We start from the raw sequence: 17,628 nt of genomic DNA, 5'->3' as shown, positions 1-17,628 counted from the left end.
CCGTGGGGACCGCGAGGGTGCCGCGCCCGAGGCCGGCGGGTCGGATGGACCTCAGGCCAGGGGCTTGCGCATGAAGACCCGCTTCAGCCCCTTCTCCTCGGCCCGGTGGGTTTCCGCGTAGCCGCGGCGGGCATACAGGGCGATGTTCTCGGTCATGGCCTCGTTGGTGTAGAGCCGGATGGCGCGGTGGCCCGCCTCCCGGGCGCGCTGCTCGGCGAAGTCCAGCAGCCGGCGGCCCAGCCCCGATCCCTGGGCGGCCGGGGCGACGGCCAGGTTGTCCAGCAGCATCGCCTCCGCCTCGGGGATCAGCACTACGAGGCCCTGCACGGCGCCGCCCTGCTCCAGGACATGGACCCGGCCGCGCGACACCAGAAGGGCGTAGTCGTCCGACATGGGCCCCGGCTCCCGCCCGATGCGGCGGATAAAGGGGGTGTAGGCGTCGCGGATGATGGCCCCGATGGCAGGCAGGTCGTCCGGTGTGGCGAGGCGGGGATCACGCGGCATGGGCGCATGTTGCCCCGGCGGCATCGGGGTTGTGAACGGGCTCCCCGGTCCTGGGCCTCGGGGCAGGTGTTCCGGTTGGATGGCGTGACGGGTGTTCCGGCCGGGTGTCGTGACGGGGTGGGGGGCGTGAACAGGTGCTCCGGCCTCGTGCCGCGAAGGCGCCGGTCACCCTGGGTCCTGCGGCCCCGGTTCTTGCCACCGGCGGGGATGAACGTTCCGCAACTGGCTTCGGCCGGAGGGCGGGCCTAGCCTCCCCTGCCCTCGCGCCGGAGACCGCCGCCATGAGCCTCGTCGTGCCCTTCGAGCCTGATCGTTTCCGCTCCGCCGCCGGGCATTACCGGACGGGGCGGCAGAACTACGCGCCCGGGCTGATCGCGCGGGTGGAACAGCTTTGCGGGCTGCGGCCCGGCGACGCGGTGCTGGACCTGGGCAGCGGGCCGGCGCCGCTGGGGGTCGCCTTCGCCGCGCGCGGCTACGACGTCACCGCCGTGGACCCGGCGCCCGAGATGCTGCGCGACGCGGCCGAGGCGGCGCGCGAGGCCGGGGTCACGATCCGGCTGGTGGAGGGCAGCTCCTATACGCTGGAGCCGTCGCTGGGCCGCTTCGCGCTGGTGGCGATCGGGCGGGCCTTTCACTGGATGGACCGGGCCGACACGCTGCGGCGCCTGGATGCCATGGTGCCACCGGGCGGCTGCGTGGCGCTGTTCAGCGCCTCCAACCCGGCCGTTCCCGCCAACCGCTGGAGCGACACCTACGAGGCGCTGCTGCGCGGGGCCGACAGCGGGCTGTCGCCGCGCCGGCTGCGCGACCGCGCCGACTGGCTGAGCAACGAGGCCGTGCTGCTCGACGGTCCTTTCCCGCGGATCGAGCGGGTCGCGGTGCTTGAGCGGCGGCAAACGCCGGTCGAACACTTCCGCGACCGGGCGCTGTCGATGTCCAGCACCTCGGCCGCGCGGATCGGCGAGGCGGCGGCGCAGCGGCTGGGCGAGGAGGTGCTGCGCGCCATGGCCGCCTTCGCCGAGGACGGGATGGTACCCGAGGTGGTGGAAAGCCGTGCCGTGCTGGCCTGGCGCGAGGGCGAGCACGAGGGGGCAGGCTGAGGCGCGCGCGCCGGACGGGACGGCGCGCCGCCCCGAGGGTGTGGCTGTGGGCGGGTCCCTGGAGCGGGACGCTGCCCCGGGCCGGCCGCGTGCCAGACCCTCACCCGACGCGGTAGGCGCCGGAACCGGCCGGTTCTAGGGTCGGGTTATGCTGTTCCGCAGCATCAAGAGAAAACAGGAAACACCAGGAATGACCGAGAGCCCTCAACCGTGGCTCGCCACGCCCGGCCTGCGCCTTTCGCGCGAAGCCGGGGAGAGCGCCGCGTGATGCGCCGCCGCACCCTGCTGGCGGGGGCGGCCGCCACCGCCGCGCTGCCGCTGTGCCGTCCCGCCGTGGCGCAGCCCGCCGCCGTGCTGCGCTTCGTGCCCAACGTGGACCTGCCGGTGCTGGACCCGATCGCCAACACCGCGGCGCAGGTCCGCAACCACGCCTTCCTGATCTACGACACGCTGTTCGGCCTCGATGAGAACTTCGCGCCGCAGCCGCAGATGCTGGAAGCCGCGGGCGCGGAGAATGACGGGCTGCTGTGGAACCTGCGGCTGCGGGAGGGTTTGCGCTTCCATGACGGCGCGCCGGTGCTGGCGCGCGACTGCGTGGCCTCGATCCGGCGCTGGGCCTCGATCGACGGGTTCGGCATGACGCTGATGGCGGCCACGGATGCGCTGGAGGCGTCCGACGACCGCACGATCCGCTTCCGCCTCAAGAAGCCCTTCCCGCTGCTGCCCAACGCCCTGGGCAAGATCTCGCCCAATATCTGCGCCATCATGCCCGAGCGCCTGGCGAAGCTGCCCGCCACGCAGCCGGTGCCGGAGGTGATCGGCAGCGGTCCCTTCCGCTTCGTGCCGGCCGAGCGCGTGCCGGGGTCGCGCATCGTGTACGAGCGCTTCGACGGCTACGTGCCGGCACCCGGCAAGCCGGGGCTGACCAGCGGCGCCAAGGTGGTGAACGTGGCGCGCGTGGAATGGGTGATCATGCCCGAGGCCGCCAGCGCCGTCAGCGCGGTGCAGACCGGCGAGGTGGACTGGCTGGAAGCGCCGCCGCCCGACCTGCTGCCGGTGCTGCGCGGGGATTCCGGGCTGAAGGTCTCGGTCAACGACCGCACCGGCGTGGTGCCGATCCTGCGCTTCAACACGCTGCACGCGCCCTTCGATAACCTCGCGATCCGTCAGGCCGTGCTGAGCGCGGTGCGGCAGCGGGATTTCATGGAGGCGTTTTCCAGCGAAAGCGCCAACTACCGCACCGATGCCGGCATCTTCTGCCCCGGCACGCCGATGTCGACCGCTGCGGGGCTCAAGGAGACCCTGGGCACCCGCACGGTGGAGGAGGCGAAGCGCGCGATCGAGGCCGCCGGGTACAAGGGCGAGCGCGTGCTGATGATGGAGCCCAGCGACCATCCGGTGAATTCCGTGATGGGGCAGGTCGGCGCCGACCTGTTCAAGAAGCTCGGCCTGCAGGTGGACGACCAGACGATGGACGCCGCCACCATGTTCCAGCGCCGCGCCAACCGCGAGGACCTGGCCCATGGCGGCTGGAGCTGCTTCCCCTCGGCGGTCGCGGGCATCGACGTGCTGGACCCCGCGGAAAGCTTCCTGGCGCGCGGCAACGGCAAGGATGCCTGGTACGGCTGGCCCGACGACCCGAAGCTGGAACAGCTCCGCCTGTCCTGGTTCGCGGCGCCGGACCTCGCGGCACAGAAGAACATCGCGGCGGAGATGCAGCGCGAGGTGCTGAGCTTCGCGCCCTACCTGCCGCTGGGCCAGGTGCTGCAGCCGACCGCCTGGCGCAACGGGGTGACCGAGGTGCTGCCCGGCTTCGCCAAGTTCTGGTCGGTGCGGAAGAGCTGAGGACGGTTGGCCGCGCGTTCGCCGGGCGCGCGTTCCCGGGGAGGCAGGAGAAAGAATTCTCCCGCCTCCCCGGACCCCTCCACCCTCATCTTTTTCCGGGGCGCTGCCGCAGGAGCGTGGCCGGGGTCATGCGCTCCGGGTCATGGACCCGGAGCGAGGGACGCGTCAGCCGGCGCTGACCGCCAATATTTCTCCTTCTCCGCCGCACTGGCGGCAGCCGTTCCGCGACCGGCCCCCACCGCCAGGCGGCAGCGTCCCGGAAGAAGATGAGTGGGGGTCCGGGGGAGAGAATTCCTTCTCTCCCCCGGACGCGACCGGTCCGATCACCCAGCCGCCTGTCAGGCGTTGCCGTGCGCCGTATCCAGCATGTGCTCCACCGCGGCGCAGGCCTGTTCGCCGAGGTCGCCGTCATGGCCCATCACCAGCACCTTGCGCCCGGCGCGGATCGTCGCGGCAAGGTCGGCCAGCAGTTGTTCGGGCACCCGCAGGCCCGTGCCGGCCTGTTCGGGCAGGAGCCAGAGCCGGTCGCGCGGGGCCATGCTGTTTTCCGGGTTTTCTTGGTCGTGCAGCACCGCCTGGAACGGCAGCGCCGCGACCAGTTCCAGGGAGAAGGGCGGCCCCTCGCCCGCCACGAGGTTGCCGTCGCCGTCATAGACCGCGCCGCAGTCGCCGATCGTCATGGTGGAACCTCGTGCTGCCCGGCTGGGGCCGGGGGGGGTTGGGATGGCGGGCGGCGGCCCCAGACCCGTCGCCCTTCGCGTCGCGGGCCGCCGGCCTCAGCGGTGGCCGGCGACGCCGACCTGCCGGCACATGTCCAGCATCACGCAGCCCGAGCAGCGCGGCAGTTCCCCGGTGCAGACGTGCTTGCCGAAGGGCACCAGCCGCTCGTTGATCTCCACACGGTAGCGTTCCGGCAGCACCGCCTGCAACGCGGCCTGGGTGCGCTCGGGCGTGCTGGTCGCGACCAGGCCCCAGCGGTTGGTGACGCGGTGGACGTGGATGTCCACGGCGATGAAGGGCCGCCCCAGCGCCACGCCGAGCGCCAGCGCCGCGATCTTGGGGCCGACGCCGCGGAAGCGCATCAGCGCCTCGGGCGTGTCGGGAACCTCGCCGCCATGCTCCGCCTCGATCTGGCGCGACAGGGCGATGAGGTCGCGCGCTTTGGGCTCGGGAAAGGTGACGCCGCGCAGGAGGGGCAGCAGCGCCGCTTCCTCCATGGCGGCCAGCGCCGCCGGGGTGCGCGCCACGGCGAAGAGGCGCAGGCAGGCGGGCAGCACCGCCTCGTCGCGGGTGCGCGCCGACAGGAGGCTGGCGACCAGCTGCTCGAACAGGCTGCCGAAGCCCCGGTCGCGCAGGTCGAACATCGCGGCCTTGGGGAACGGCGCCACGGCGGCGCGCAGCCGCCGGAACGCTTCGTCGAAGTCGAAGGGCTCGGGGGCGGGCGCGGCGGCAGCGGCACGAGACATGCGGGAGCCAACGCCCGGCGCGGGCCAGGGTTCAGCCGGGCCAGGGTTCCGTGGGGCCGGGGTTCCGTGGGCGCAGGATTCGGCGGGGTCAGGGTTCGGCCTGGCCTGGCGAAGGCCGCGGGAGGATGCCGCGCCGCGAGGGCGGCGCGGGGGCCGGAGCCGGGCGCGGCGCCCTTCCCGGCTGGCGCGAGCCCCAGTGGCGCGTGCCCCCCGGTGGCGCGAGCCCCAGTGGCGCATGCCCCGGCGGCGCATGCCCCGGCGGCGCATGCCCGGGCGGCGCGTGCCCCGGCGGCGCCGTTCGGGACGCCGCCAAGTGTCCCACCCGGGAGGTCAGCCCCCGGGCGGGCGGTTCGGCGTCGCCGTCACAGTGCCCACTGGAGATGGGCCTGCGCCTCGGCGGAGGTGGCGAAGACCATCACGAGGTCGCCGCGATCCGCCGCGTGGCTGGCCAGGAGGTTGTCGTAGTAGCCGATCTCCTCCTCGCTGCCGGCGCGGCCCAGCCCGTGCTGGTACAGGTCGGCCACGAAGTCGTGGTCGCTCTGCGCCCCATGGAGGGCCTGGAACTCGGCGGAGTTCTCGATGATGTCGCCGACCTGCGTCAGGCTGCCGCCGGAGGCCAGCCAGTCGACGTGGAAGCTGAGGCCGCCCGCCTCGGCATCGCGGTTGAGGCCGGCCTCGTAGGCGGCGCGGACCACGCCGGCCTCCGCGCCCGGCACGAAGATGCCGGCGCCGGTGATGCTGCTCCAGCGCTGCTGCGCCTCGGCGGAGTCCGCCACCGTAGCCAGAACCTGCGCGCGCGAGGTGCCGGCGGACAGCAGCCCGTTGAAAAAGGCGCTGCCGCCCTCATCCGTCGGCCGGCCCAGGAGGTTGCTGTAGATCCCGTCCACGAACTGCTCGTTGGTTTCGCCCGCGTGGCCGGCCTGGTACTCGGGGCTGTCCAGGAAGGCCGCGGCGACCTGCAGCTTGTCCAGCCCGCCACCGGCGGCATGGGCCCAGTAGCCCAGGCCGTTGTCGTCGCCCGCGCGGCCGAGCACGGCGCCGTAGAGGCGCGTGAGGTAGGCCGCGTCGCTGTCGGCGGCGTAGCTGATCGTGCCGTCGGCCAGCTGGATCGTGTCGGTGCCGGCGGGCGGCTGGAGGACGTCGCCCGCGGCCAGCTGCGCCGCGAGGTCGGCGGAACTCAGCAGGTCGTTGTGCGAGATGCTGTCCGACGGCGTGGCGAGCGTGATCGTGCGCGGCAGGACCGTGCCGCTGATCTCGCTGCTCATCGATTCCGCGTTGCCGGCCTCGTCGGTGTAGGAGGCCACGAGCTGGAGGCGGTGCCCCACATCCTCCGTGGTCAGCGTGTAGCTGGCCCCGGTGGCGCCCTCGATGTCGCTGAACACCCCTTGCGCGTCGCCGCGCTGCCACTGGTAGTGGACTTCGCCCATGCCGTCGGCGTCGGTCAGGCTGTTGCCCGCCGTCAGCACGCTGCCGCGCTGCAGATCGCCCGCGATGGTCACCTCGCCCACCGGGGGCGCGTCGGGCTGTGGCTGGGGCTCGGGTTGGGGCTGGGGTTCGGGCTGGGGCGCGGTGGCGGCGACCGCCTCCGTGGCGCCGCTCCGCACGACCTCGGTGAAGCCCTCGCCATCGACGTAGCTGATGGCGAGCTGCATGCGGTACCCGACGTCGTTCTGCGTCAGGGTGTAGCTCGCCCCCGTGGCGCCCGCGATGTTGGCGAAGACGCCCGGCAGGACCTCGCGCTGCCACTGGTAGGTGAAGGGGCCGATGCCGTCGAGGTCGGTCAGGGTCGCCGAGGCGCAGAGGATGTCGCCGGCCACCGCGTCGCCGTTGATGGTGAGCGTGCCGGTGGGCAGGTGGTTCTCCGGCAGGCCGACGGTGTCGGTGCCGGCGCTGGTGACCTGCTCCGCCTTGTTCTCGCCGTCGGTGTAGGAGGCGACGACGCGCAGGTGGGTGCTCACGTCGTCCTGGGTCAGCTTGTAGGTGCTGCCCGTGGCACCGGTGATGTCGGAGTAGTGGCCGTTCCCGTCGTCGCGCTGCCACTGGAAGCTGACCGGGCCCATGCCGTCGACGTCGCTCAGCTGGCTGCTGGCCGTGAGCACCCGCCCGCGCAGCAGCTCACCCGAAACCTCGACCGTGCCGGTGGGCTCGCTGTTGATCGCCACCTCGTGGGTCGCCGCGGTGTAGCTGACGGCGTTGCCGGCCACGTCGGTGACGGCGGCCGGGTTGCTCAGCGCCAGGGTCAGGTCGCCGTAGCCGCCGACCGAGGCCACCGTCACGGTGTAGGTGTTGTCCGCCACGGACACCGCCACGATCTTGCCGTGCGCGGTGCCGGTGCTGCTGAGCTTGAAGTCGCTCTGGTCGAGCTCGGCCACGGCTTCGCTGAACTGCACGGTGAAGCTCAGCTTCTGCGCCGTGCTGTCGAAGGAGGCATCGATCGAGGCCGTGGCCGTGGGGCCCAGCCGGTCGATGCTGTAGCTGTCGCTCTCGACCAGGGGGCGGGTGTTGTCGGCCACCACCACCCCGTCGCCGGAGGTGAAGACGAGATCGGGGCCGACACCACCGTCGAGGTCTGCCAGCGCCAGGTCCATGATGCCCTGGCCCGCATAGGCGGTGGGGGCGCCGAAGGTGCCGTTGCCCTGGCCGTCCAGGACCAGGAAGCCGGTCTGGGTGGTCACCAGCAGGTCGAGCTTGCCGTCGCCGTTCACGTCGCCCAGCGCGAGGTTGCCGTAGGCGGCGCCCTCGACGGCGATCTCGGTGGGCGACCCGAAGGTGCCGTCGCCCTTGTTGAGCAGCACCGAGACGGAGTCCTTCGCGCCCGCGACCACGAGGTCGGCCCGGCCATCGCCGTTCAGGTCGCCCACCGCCAGGAAGCGCGCGTCGGAGGAGAGCGTGTAGTCCTGCCGCGTTCCGAAGCCGCCGCCCGCCGCGGCGGACAGCACCGACACGGTGTTGCCGCCGCCCCAGCTCACGAGCTCCGCCAGGCCGTCGCCGTTCAGGTCCGCCGCCACGACCGAGTTGGCCGAACCGCCAACGTCGAAGCTTTCGATGACGCCGGAGGCGAACTGCCCCTGCGCGGTCGCGTAGTGCACCACCAGGTGGCCGTCGCTGTCCGGCACGACGATGTCGACCAGACCGTCACGGTTCACGTCGGTGACCGCCACGTTCCACTGCAGGCCCTCGACGGTGAAGGTGATCTCCTCGGCGAAGGTGCCGTCGCCCTTGTTGAGCAGGACGCCGACCTGGCTGCTGTCGCCCTCGTGGAGCGTCGCCATGGTGCCCAGCACGATGTCGTCGTGGCCGTCCCCGTCGACGTCGGCCACGGTGACCTGCAGCGGGGCGTGCGACAGCACGCGGGTGTCGCTGGCAACGAAGTTGCCCTGACCGTCGTTGCGCAGGACCGTGAGCGTGCTGTTGAGCGGATCGACCGTGACGAGGTCCACGTCGCCGTCGCCGTCGACGTCGCTCGCGGCGAGCCCGGCCACCGTGGAGAGCGTGGATGAGGTCGGGGACAGCAGGATCTCGCGCTCCGCCGGCACCTCGAAGCCGCCGCTGCCGCCTGCCAGGCTCCTGTCATGAAGGTCGTACACGCCGGTGCCGTCGAACAGCAGCGACAGAGTGCCCTGCTCACCGGCCGGAACGCTCACGGTGATGCGGAACTGCGTGCCGTCGCTGCCGTCCACGGGCTCCACCGCCGTGATCGCCGCCGAGTCGAGACCGGTCTCGTGCAGCGCGAAGTTGGCCATCTTCAGGTTCGTCACGGCCGCGGAGAAGCTTGCCGTGAAATGCACTTCGGCCGCGCCGGAAGCGGGATCGTCGTCCAGGGCGATGCCCAGGAGCTTCGTTGGGGGCAGGGGCAGGGTCAAGGCTGGCTCTCCGCAGCGGTTGTCATGCGGTCGCGGCAAGCCTGCCCGGTCGTTGGGCCGGCGGAGTTTTTCCGCGCCGGGCGGGAGACTGCGTCGGGTGAGGTTGCGCGAAAGTTACGAACGAGCCGGTTTTTCCCCGCTATCCTGCCCCGCCCGATGCCTTGCCGGCGCCGCGGTGCTGACCGTCCTCCGTTCCGGAGAGCGACACGGTAGGGCGTTTCGCCGCGTGGCCGGGGGCGCGGGGGCGCCTGCCCGAACCGCCCGCTCCCCGGATGCGGGCAGGGCAGCAATGCCGTGGGCCGTCAGCGGCGCGGGTGGTTTTCGCCCGGCGGCGGGTTTAACCCTGTTCCATCAGATACAGGACCGAAGCCTTTGGCTCACGAACAGACACGTGGCGAGAAGATCAAGTCCGTGTTCCGCGTCGCCTCCGGGAACTTCCTGGAGATGTACGACTTCACGGTCTACGGCTACTACGCCGCCGCGATCGGGCGCACCTTCTTCCCCAGCCAGGACCCCTTCGCCTCGCTGATGGCCTCGCTGGCCGCCTTCGGGGTGGGCTTCCTGATGCGCCCGCTGGGTGCCCTGGTGCTGGGCGCCTATATCGACCGCCACGGCCGCCGCGCCGGGCTGCTGCTGACGCTGGCGATGATGGCGGTCGGCACGCTGAGCATCGCGGTGGTGCCGGGCTACGCCACCATCGGCATCGTGGCGCCGCTCCTGGTGCTGCTGGGACGGCTGCTGCAGGGCTTCTCGGCCGGCGTGGAGCTGGGGGGCGTGTCGGTCTACCTGTCGGAGATCGCGACCCCCGGCAACAAGGGCTTCTACGTGAGCTGGCAGTCGGGCAGCCAGCAGGTGGCGGTGATCTTCGCGGCCCTGCTGGGCGTGCTGCTGGCCAACATGCTGACGCCGGCGCAGATGGATAGCTGGGGCTGGCGCGTGCCGCTGCTGGTGGGCTGCCTGATCGTGCCCTTCCTGTTCTACGCCCGCCGTTCGCTGGAAGAAACCGAGGCCTTCCTGGAGCAGACCCGCCACCGCCGCCCCACGACGCGCGAGATCCTGCGCTCGATGGCCGATAACTGGCGCGTGGTGCTGCTGGGCATGTTCCTGGTCACCATGACCACGGTGTCGTTCTACTTCATCACCGCCTATACCCCGACCTACGGGCGCGAGGTGCTGCACCTGGCGTCGTCCGACGCGCTGATCGTGACGCTGTGCGTGGGCGTGTCCAACCTCATCTGGCTGCCGGTCGGCGGCTGGGTGTCGGACCGGCTGGGGCGCTTCCCGGTGCTGGTGGGCTGCACCGTGCTGGCGATCCTGACGGCCTACCCGGTGATCTCCTGGATGGTGTCGGCGCCCTCCTTCGAGCGGCTGCTGATCGCCGAGCTGTGGCTGTCCTTCATCTACGGCTCCTATAACGGCGCCATGGTGGTGTACCTGACCGAGATCATGCCGGCCGAGGTCCGCACCTCGGGCTTCTCGCTGGCCTACTCGCTGGCCACCGCGACCTTCGGCGGCTTCACGCCCGCGGTCTGCACCTGGCTGATCGAGGTCACCGGCAACCGCGCCTTCCCCGGCCTGTGGCTGTCCGCCGCGGCGGCGCTGGGCCTGATTGCCACGCTGCTGTCGCACCGCCGGGCGCGGGCGGCGGAACGGGCCGAGGGCGTGCTGATCTCCTGAGGGCCTCGCCCGGTCCCGGGCGGGCGCGAGTCCCAGGGGGAGAGAAGGAATTCTCTCCCCCTGGACCCCCACTCATCTCTTTTCGGGACGCTGCCGCAGGGCGGTTGCGCCCGGTCGCGACGCGGGAAGCCGCGACGCAAAATAGAAGAACTTCTTCCCAGCCCTGGCTGAAGCGTCCCTCGCTCCGGGTCGGTGACCCGGAGCGCACGACGTCGGCCGCGTTCCCGCGGCAGCATCCTGAAAAGAGATGAGGGGATGGGGTCCGGGGAAGGGGAGAATGCCTTCTCCCCTTCCCCGGCCACGGCGGCCGGGAACGACGGCCTCAGCCGAGGTTGAGCTTCGCCCGCACCACCGCCATCGCCGCCGCGAAAGCGGCCTCGGCGTCGAGCGTGGTGGTGTCGAGCAGCACCGCGTCCTCGGCCGGCTTCATGGGCGCTGCGTCGCGGCCGGCGTCGCGGGCGTCGCGGGCAGCCATCTCGGCGGCCACGGCCTCCAGGGCGACGGATTCGCCGCGCGACTGGCGTTCCAGCCAGCGGCGATGGGCGCGCGCCTCGGCGCTGGCGGTCACGTAGAGCTTCACCGGCGCCGCCGGAAACACCACCGTGCCGATGTCGCGCCCGTCCAGCACGGCGCCGTGGTCGCGCCCGAAGTTGCGCTGGAAGTCGAGCAGCAGGGCGCGCACGGCGGGCATGGCGGCGACGCGGCTGGCCGCCCCGTCGGTGTCCGGGGCGCGCAGGCCGGGGCGCACGAGGTCCTCGGCGGTGAGCGCCCGGGCCACGGCCTCGGCCGCGGCGGGGTCGGCCGGATCGGCGCCGCTGTCGAGCACGCGGCGGCCCACGGCGCGGTACAGCAGCCCGGTGTCGAGGTAGGGCACGCCCAGCTCCGTCGCGAGGCGGCGGGCCAGCGTGCCCTTGCCGGCAGCGGCGGGGCCGTCCACGGCGATGATCGGGCGGGTGGCCGGGTCCGGGGGCGCGTCGGCGGGCCGGGTTTCGGCGAGGGTCATGCCTGCCTCCATGTCTCGGGGGTTGGGCGCCTCAGGCCGGGGTGATCGCGCCGCCGCCGGCCGCGCGGTCGAGCAGGGTGGCGAAGTCGGGGAAGGAGGTGTCGATAAAGGCACTGTCGTCCACCGCCACTGGCTGCTCCGACGCCAGGCCCATGACCAGCGCGCTCATGGCGATGCGGTGGTCCATGTGAGTGACGACCGTGCCGCCGCCGGCGGGCGGGGCGCCGTTGCGCTCCATCACCAGGTCATCGCCCTCGGCCCGCGCGGCCACGCCGTTGGCGGCCAGCAGCGCGATCGTGGCGGCGAGGCGGTCGCTTTCCTTCACCCGCAGCTCCGCCAGGCCGCGGAAGCGGCTGGTGCCGGTGGCGCAGGCGGCGGCCACCGCCAGGATCGGGTACTCGTCGATCATGGAGGGCGCGCGTTCCGGCGGCACCTCCACGGCATGGAGGGCGGAATGGGTGGCGGTGATGTCGCCCACCGGCTCGCCGCCCTCGGTGCGCTCGTTGGTGACGGCGAGGTCGGCGCCCATCTCGCGCAGCGTGGTGAAGAGGCCGGTGCGCAGCGGGTTCAGCCCGACGCCGCGTACCGTGAGGCGGGAGCCCGGCACGAGCAGCGCCGCCACCAGCGGAAAGGCGGCCGAGGACGGGTCGCCCGGCACGGTGATCGGGGCGGCGGTCAGCTCGGGTTGTCCGTCCAGCTCGATGACGCGGCCGGAGCCCTGCACCGTGACGCGCACGGTGGCGCCGAAGTGGCGCAGCATGTTCTCGGTGTGGTCGCGCGTGGCCTCGGGCTCCTCCACGCGCGTGGTGCCGCGGGCGCAAAGGCCGGCCAGCAGCACGGCGGACTTCACCTGGGCCGAGGCCACCGGCAGGCGGTAGTCGAGCGGCAGGGGGTTCTTCGCGCCCTCGACGGCCAGCGGCAGGCGACCGCCTTCACGCGAGCTGAAGCGGGCGCCGGAGGCCGCCAGCGGGTCGGTCACGCGGCGCATCGGCCGCTTGCGCAGCGAGGCGTCGCCGGTCAGCACCGCGAAGATCGGGTGGCCCGCCAAGAGGCCGCAGATCAGCCGCGCGGCGGTGCCGCTGTTGCCCATGTCCAGCACGTCGGCGGGCTCGATCAGCCCGCCCACGCCGCGGCCGGCGACGCGCCAGCGGCCGGGGCCGAGCCGTTCGACCTCGGCGCCCAGCGCCCGCATGGCGGCGGCGGTGCGCAAGACGTCCTCGCCTTCCAGCAGGCCCTCGATGCGGGTTTCGCCCACCGCCAGCGCGCCGAACATCAGCGCGCGGTGGCTGATCGACTTGTCGCCGGGGACGGTGATGTCACCCGTCAGACCCTGTTGCGGCCGTGCCGCACGCAGCGGCCGCGTGCTTTGGGATGCGTCCTGCATGGGATCGGCGTTTGACACGCGAGGGGGTGCGTGGCAATCGCGCGCCCTCCCTTCGCCGGCCCTCATCCCCGCCCCGACCCGCCCCGCGCGGGCCGCGGCGGGCGGGAGGCTCCCGGCCAGCAGCCAGGACTTCCCACGATGGTCAAACCCGAACTGGGCACCAAGCGCACCTGCGTGGCGTGCGGGACGAAGTTCTACGACCTCGCCCGCACCCCCGCCGTCTGCCCCAAGTGCGGCACCGAGCAGCCGGCCGAGCAGCCGCGCCTCAAGCGCGCCGCCCCGCCCGCCGACGACAAGCTGCGCAAGCGCGCGGTGGCCGGCAACGCGGATGCCGACAACGATGAGGTCGAGGCGGACGCCGATGCCGACGACGCGGGCGTCGAGGACAGCGAGGACCTGGACGACGCGGACGAGGATCTCGGCGAGGAGATCGGCGTCGAGAGCGAGAACGACGAGGAGGGCTGAGGCCCTCCCCTCTCCGCCCTTGGTCGGAGGACGCAATGCCCGGGTGGTGCCGACGAGGAACCGCCCGCCCCGAAACCCCGCCGGTTCACGCCGGCGGGGTTTTTCGTTGCGCGGCGGACGACCCGGCCCGTCCGGCGGCGGAAGCGCGATGCCACGCCGCCCACCAGCGCGGGAAATCGCGCCGCAGCCGGCCGGGCCGCGGGGAACGGGCGGCGGTGAACCGCCCCCAGGCCGTCAGCGCTTGCGGCGCGGGGAAGCCTTGTTGCCGGCCGTGCTGCGGGCGGGCGCCTTCTTCGTGGCGCGGTTGGCCGGGGCGCGGGTGGCGGCGCTCCGCGCGGCGGGCTTGGCGGCCGTGGCGCGACGCGACGGGGCCTTGGTGGCCGTGGCCTTGCTGGCGGCGGTGCGGCTGCGGGCCGCGGGCTTCGCGGCCGCCGTCTTGGCCGTGGCCTTGGTTCTGGGGGCCGCGGCGGGCTTGCCTGCCGGCGCGGCGCGGCGGGAAGCGGTGCTGCCGGCGCGCTTCGTGGCGGGGGTGGCGGCCTTGGCGCGGCTGCCGGCCCGACTCGCCTCGGGCTTGGTGGCGGTACGCGGCGCGGCAGCCTTGCGGGTGGCGGTTCCGCGCGCGGCGGTGGCCTTGGCGGCGGGCGCCTTGCGGCTGGCGGCGGTCTTCGCGGGCGCCTTACGGGTCGCGGGAGCCTTCGCGGCGGGCGCCTTGCGGCTGGCCCCTGCGCGCGCGGCGGTGGTCTTCGTGGCTGCCGGCTTGCGGGTGGCAGCCGTCTTCGTGGCCGCCGGCTTGCGGGTGCCGGGGGCCTTGCGGGTGGCGGTTCCGCGCGCGGCGGTGGCCTTGGCGGCGGGTGCCTTGCGGGTGGTGGTGCTCCGGCCGCTCTCGGCCGCCGCGGAGGATGCCGCCGACGCGGCCGCCTTCGACGTGCTTCCTCGGGTTGCCGCGGGCTTCGCGCTGGCAGAACGGCGCGCCGTGGCGGCGCGGGTGGCGCCACCCTCCTTCGCGCTGGCGGAGCGCGACGCGGCGGTGCGGCCCGTGCTGCTGCGGCGGGCGCGCGGGGCCAGTGCTTCCTCGGCGTCGGGGCCCTCGGCGGGCTGTGCCTTTGCCCGGCTGCCGCCTCGCTTCGCCGCCGGCTTCGGCGCGGCCTCACCCGCGCGGCGCCTGGTGGCGCGGGGGCGCTTGGGCGGGGCTTCCTTGGTCTCGTCCTCGCCCTGCGACTCGGCTTCCGAGGGCGCGACGCCGGGTTCGCCCTCGCCGCGGCCGTCCTTCACCGGGTCGTGGCCCCAGTTCATCAGGCTGTAGCGCCAGCGGCTGTGTTCCACCGCCGCATCGTCCGACGGGCCCTGCGCCAGGTGCCGGTGGACGTAGCTGACCACGCGGCGCATCTGCGCCAGCGCTTCCTCGTCCGGCTCGCCATCGTGTTCCAGCTGCTGGAGAATCCAGCGGCCGGACTGGTGGCCCACCGCCTCGCCGCCCTCGTTGCCGTCACCGTGCCAGCCGACCTCGCCGCTCTCGGGCGTGTCGAGCCAGCGGCGCAGCTCCTCGGCACTCATGTTCACCGCGTCGCGGAATTCCCGGCGCAGCTGCTGCGGGTCCTGCTCGTCCTGGCTCATCGTCAGCTCTTTCTCGGGGATGTGGTGCGCCGGCCGGCGGCGGACTTACGGGCCGCGGCGGCGCGCGACGCGGTGGCGCGGGGCTTGCCGGCGGGCTTGCGGGTGGAGGCGGCGGGCTTCGCGGTGCCGGCGCGCTTCGAGGGCGCCGTCCTGGTGGCTGCCTTCTTCGTGGCCGGGGCGCTGGCGGCCGCGCTGCGCTTGGCGGGCGCGCGCTTCGCGGCGGTTGCCTTGGCGGGGGTCTTCCTCGCGCTCGAAGTCCTTGAGGCGGACGTCTTCGAAGCAGACGCCTTCGAAGCAGAGGTCTTCCGAGTGGAAGTCTTCGGAGCCGGGCTCTTCGAGGAAGAGGTCTTCGAAGTTGAACTCCGCGAGGCGGCGGCCTTGCGGCTGGGGGCTTTCGCTGCCGCGGTCTTGCGGGCCGGGGCTTTCCGCGCGGGGGCCTTCGTCGTCGCCTTGCGCGCCGGGGCGCTCGCCGCCGCCTTGCGCGCGGGCGCCTTGCTGGCCGGCGCCTTCGCCGCGGCACTCCGGGTGGCGGGGCGCGCCGCGCCGGATGCGGCGGCACGCTTGGGCGCGGCCTTGCGGGCCGGGCTCGCGGAAGCGGCGCCGCGCCGCGCGGCGGTCCGGCGCGCCGGGGCGGCCTCGTCGTCCTTGCCGGTCTTGCGGCTGCGCGCGGTCTTGCGGGCGACGTCGGCGGGCTGCTTCGAGAACTGCCGGCCCTCGGCCGTGTCGCGGCGCTTGCGGGCGGTGGTGCGGTCGTACTCCTCCTTGCTCAGCGACTCGCGCGCCTTGCGGGGGAGGTAGCGTTCGCCGCTCTCGCCGGACTTCTCGCCCGACTTCGTGCCCCAGTCCTCGTCTTCCCACTGGCGGAGGTGGTTGTCGGGCTTGCGCTCACCCTCGTAGCCGCCGCCTTCCTCCTTGTACTCGTTCACCGCCATCTGCGCCTTGCGCGCGGACCACTGGCCGGGCTTGCCGCCCTTGGGGCCGGCGGTGACCTTGCGCTTCACCTTGTCCCAGAGCTTGGGATCGGTCTTCTCGGCGGTGCCGGAGGATTTCGTGCCCTTCGCGGACGTCTTGCCGCGCCCCGTGCCGGAGCCTGTGCTGCGCGTGGCCATGCTGTTCCTGGCTCCAACCCTGTTGCGGTCCGGCCGCGCGCGGCCCCTGGGTCGGGAGCCTGGCTCGGTGGGGTGCGGCGCCGTTTCACGGGCGCGCGGTTGGAAACGGGAACGCGGGGGCGGAATCGCGGTTTCCCGTAACGTCCCGGTGAGCGGCGGTGATGTCGATGCACCGCGCCATGGTAACCCATGATTGCAACCCGGCACTTCCTGGCAGGAGACGCTTTTCCCGGAGCGAAGCGTCGATCTGCGTTAGCGCCATAGGAGATCTACCTGGAGTTGCAGGAAGTCCGGCAGAATGGCTTATCCCGCACGACTGGTTGCGGTACACGAGAAATGTCTCTTAATTCGGGACGAACGGTTGCCCGTTTACCAACTATTCATCACTGTGCGCGTCGAAACGACTCGGGGATGAATCATGGGAACGCAGCAGGGTGGTGACGGCAACGACACGCTGGTCGGGGAGCCGCCCAGCGAACTGAACCCCGACCACCTGGATACCCTGCTGGGCGGTGGCGGCGACGACGTCCTGCTGGACGGCAGCTTCGGCCTCGATCCCATCGATCCCACCGGTCCCCTCGACGTGCCTTATCCCGATGGCAAGGGCGGCGACCTCCTGCAGGGCGGCGACGGCGACGACGTCGTTTACGCCACCGGCGCCGACACGCTCGACGGCGGGGCGGGCATCGATACCCTGCACACCAGCTTCGGCCACGACCAGAGCGGCAGCTTCGCGCTCGACGCCGGCGGCGCGCCGCAGGTGGTGCCGGGCGGCGCGCTGATCTCCGGCTTCGAGCGCATCGACATGACGGGCTCGGCCGGCGACGACACGATCGTGGGCGGCGCGCTCAACGACACGCTGTCGGGCGGCGGTGGCTCGGACGTGCTGCGCGGCGGCGGCGGCGACGACCTGCTGTCCAGCGCCGGGGGCGGTCTGCTGGACGGGGGCGCGGGGCTGGACACGGCGCGCTTCGACTTCAGCAACCACGCCACGGGCGGCAACCCGGAGCAGCTCATCACCGATGCCTACCGCTTCGAGCGCGTCGAGGGCGATGCCGGCGGGCTGCGGATGATCGACCATGCCGGCACCGTCACCACGCTGCACGAGGTCGAGCTGGTCAACTTCCAGTCGATCACCCGCTATTCCATCTTCGACGTCACCTACACCACCGCCACGCTGCAGAGATGGGCGGATCAGGAGCCCTGCTACGCGCGCGGCACCCGCATCCTGACCGATCGCGGCGAGGTGCCGGTGGAGGAGCTGCGCGAGGGCGACCGCGTGCGCGTGCTGCTGGGTGACGGTGGTTTCCGCCCCGTGCGCTGGGTCGGCCATCGCCGCGTCGCGCTGCGCCACCATCCCATGCCCGAGCGCGCCCGGCCGGTGCGCTTTCGCGCCGGCTCGCTGGCCGAGGGCGTGCCGCACCGCGACTTGGTGGTGAGCCCGGATCACGCGCTGTTTCTCGGCGGCGTGTTGGTGCACGCGGAAACGCTGATCAACGGCGCCACCGTGGTGCAGGAGGAGGTGGCCGAGGTCGAGTACTTCCACGTCGAGCTCGACGCGCACGACGTGATGGTGGCGGAAGGCGCCGCGGCGGAAA

The 17,628-nt window shown here is 72.9% G+C and carries 13 protein-coding genes; 5 read left to right on the top strand and 8 right to left on the bottom strand.

Features of this window, described 5'->3' with window-relative positions; genetic code table 11:
- Nucleotides 1-51: 51 nt before the first annotated feature.
- Nucleotides 52-504: a GNAT family N-acetyltransferase gene (locus ACFFGY_RS20405; protein WP_377046373.1), complete on the bottom strand. Its 453-nt coding sequence runs from the start codon at nucleotides 502-504 to the stop codon at nucleotides 52-54.
- A 281-nt stretch (nucleotides 505-785) separates the two neighbouring features.
- Between ACFFGY_RS20405 and ACFFGY_RS20400 the strand changes: the two genes are divergently transcribed.
- Both ACFFGY_RS20400 and ACFFGY_RS20395 read left to right on the top strand, forming a co-directional pair.
- Complete coding sequence (locus ACFFGY_RS20400; RefSeq protein ID WP_377046372.1) at nucleotides 786-1,604, top strand: class I SAM-dependent methyltransferase; 819 nt, start codon at nucleotides 786-788, stop codon at nucleotides 1,602-1,604.
- Nucleotides 1,605-1,871: 267 nt separating this feature from the next.
- Nucleotides 1,872-3,449 (top strand): ABC transporter substrate-binding protein, encoded by a 1,578-nt coding sequence (locus tag ACFFGY_RS20395; RefSeq protein WP_377046371.1) that lies wholly within the window; start codon nucleotides 1,872-1,874, stop codon nucleotides 3,447-3,449.
- Between the two features lie 338 nt (nucleotides 3,450-3,787).
- On the opposite strand, the gene ACFFGY_RS20390 is transcribed toward ACFFGY_RS20395, so the two are convergent.
- From ACFFGY_RS20390 to ACFFGY_RS20380, 3 genes are all read right to left on the bottom strand, one after another.
- The gene (locus ACFFGY_RS20390; protein WP_377046370.1) at nucleotides 3,788-4,129 is read right to left on the bottom strand and encodes a hypothetical protein; all 342 of its coding nucleotides are present in this window, start codon (nucleotides 4,127-4,129) and stop codon (nucleotides 3,788-3,790) included.
- A gap of 96 nt (nucleotides 4,130-4,225) precedes the next feature.
- Complete coding sequence (locus tag ACFFGY_RS20385) at nucleotides 4,226-4,915, bottom strand: endonuclease III domain-containing protein (RefSeq protein ID WP_377046369.1); 690 nt, start codon at nucleotides 4,913-4,915, stop codon at nucleotides 4,226-4,228.
- Nucleotides 4,916-5,277: 362 nt separating this feature from the next.
- Nucleotides 5,278-8,778 (bottom strand): FG-GAP-like repeat-containing protein, encoded by a 3,501-nt coding sequence (locus ACFFGY_RS20380; protein WP_377046368.1) that lies wholly within the window; start codon nucleotides 8,776-8,778, stop codon nucleotides 5,278-5,280.
- A gap of 372 nt (nucleotides 8,779-9,150) precedes the next feature.
- On the opposite strand from ACFFGY_RS20380, the gene tcuC reads away from it, so the two are divergent.
- Complete coding sequence (gene tcuC / locus ACFFGY_RS20375) at nucleotides 9,151-10,455, top strand: MFS transporter (protein ID WP_377046367.1); 1,305 nt, start codon at nucleotides 9,151-9,153, stop codon at nucleotides 10,453-10,455.
- A gap of 322 nt (nucleotides 10,456-10,777) precedes the next feature.
- On the opposite strand, the gene cmk is transcribed toward tcuC, so the two are convergent.
- Together cmk and aroA are read right to left on the bottom strand one after the other, a co-directional pair.
- Nucleotides 10,778-11,458 (bottom strand): (d)CMP kinase, encoded by a 681-nt coding sequence (gene cmk, locus ACFFGY_RS20370; RefSeq protein WP_377046366.1) that lies wholly within the window; start codon nucleotides 11,456-11,458, stop codon nucleotides 10,778-10,780.
- A gap of 31 nt (nucleotides 11,459-11,489) precedes the next feature.
- Nucleotides 11,490-12,842 (bottom strand): 3-phosphoshikimate 1-carboxyvinyltransferase, encoded by a 1,353-nt coding sequence (aroA, locus tag ACFFGY_RS20365; RefSeq protein WP_377046365.1) that lies wholly within the window; start codon nucleotides 12,840-12,842, stop codon nucleotides 11,490-11,492.
- Between the two features lie 138 nt (nucleotides 12,843-12,980).
- On the opposite strand from aroA, the gene ACFFGY_RS20360 reads away from it, so the two are divergent.
- Nucleotides 12,981-13,307 carry a TIGR02300 family protein gene (locus tag ACFFGY_RS20360; RefSeq protein WP_377046364.1) on the top strand — a complete coding sequence of 109 codons (327 nt, stop codon included), beginning with the start codon at nucleotides 12,981-12,983 and terminating at the stop codon, nucleotides 13,305-13,307.
- Nucleotides 13,308-13,541: 234 nt separating this feature from the next.
- On the opposite strand, the gene ACFFGY_RS20355 is transcribed toward ACFFGY_RS20360, so the two are convergent.
- Together ACFFGY_RS20355 and ACFFGY_RS20350 are read right to left on the bottom strand one after the other, a co-directional pair.
- Entirely contained in the window at nucleotides 13,542-14,921 is a 1,380-nt protein-coding gene (locus ACFFGY_RS20355) for a DUF3140 domain-containing protein (protein WP_377046363.1), read from the bottom strand.
- A 2-nt stretch (nucleotides 14,922-14,923) separates the two neighbouring features.
- On the bottom strand, nucleotides 14,924-16,030 hold the full coding sequence (locus tag ACFFGY_RS20350) for a hypothetical protein (RefSeq protein ID WP_377046362.1): 1,107 nt from the start codon (nucleotides 16,028-16,030) through the stop codon (nucleotides 14,924-14,926).
- A gap of 418 nt (nucleotides 16,031-16,448) precedes the next feature.
- Between ACFFGY_RS20350 and ACFFGY_RS20345 the strand changes: the two genes are divergently transcribed.
- Nucleotides 16,449-17,628: Hint domain-containing protein (locus tag ACFFGY_RS20345; protein ID WP_377046361.1), on the top strand; the 1,180-nt coding region annotated here is incomplete at its 3' end.

Source organism: Roseomonas elaeocarpi (genome assembly GCF_042433915.1).
Taxonomy (GTDB): Bacteria; Pseudomonadota; Alphaproteobacteria; order Acetobacterales; family Acetobacteraceae; genus Roseomonas; species Roseomonas elaeocarpi.
The sequence above is the reverse complement of the archived record's forward strand: the minus strand, read 5'-3'. Positions and strand labels throughout refer to the sequence as shown.

Bases quoted from the DNA above. Each gene is read 5' to 3' on its own strand.
- ACFFGY_RS20405 (WP_377046373.1), bottom strand. From the start codon at position 504: ATGCCGCGTGATCCCCGCCTCGCCACACCGGACGACCTGCCTGCCATC.
- ACFFGY_RS20400 (WP_377046372.1), top strand. From the start codon at position 786: ATGAGCCTCGTCGTGCCCTTCGAGCCTGATCGTTTCCGCTCCGCCGCC.
- ACFFGY_RS20395 (WP_377046371.1), top strand. From the start codon at position 1,872: ATGCGCCGCCGCACCCTGCTGGCGGGGGCGGCCGCCACCGCCGCGCTG.
- ACFFGY_RS20390 (WP_377046370.1), bottom strand. From the start codon at position 4,129: ATGACGATCGGCGACTGCGGCGCGGTCTATGACGGCGACGGCAACCTC.
- ACFFGY_RS20385 (WP_377046369.1), bottom strand. From the start codon at position 4,915: ATGTCTCGTGCCGCTGCCGCCGCGCCCGCCCCCGAGCCCTTCGACTTC.
- cmk (WP_377046366.1), bottom strand. From the start codon at position 11,458: ATGACCCTCGCCGAAACCCGGCCCGCCGACGCGCCCCCGGACCCGGCC.
- aroA (WP_377046365.1), bottom strand. From the start codon at position 12,842: ATGCAGGACGCATCCCAAAGCACGCGGCCGCTGCGTGCGGCACGGCCG.
- ACFFGY_RS20360 (WP_377046364.1), top strand. From the start codon at position 12,981: ATGGTCAAACCCGAACTGGGCACCAAGCGCACCTGCGTGGCGTGCGGG.
- ACFFGY_RS20355 (WP_377046363.1), bottom strand. From the start codon at position 14,921: ATGAGCCAGGACGAGCAGGACCCGCAGCAGCTGCGCCGGGAATTCCGC.
- ACFFGY_RS20350 (WP_377046362.1), bottom strand. From the start codon at position 16,030: ATGGCCACGCGCAGCACAGGCTCCGGCACGGGGCGCGGCAAGACGTCC.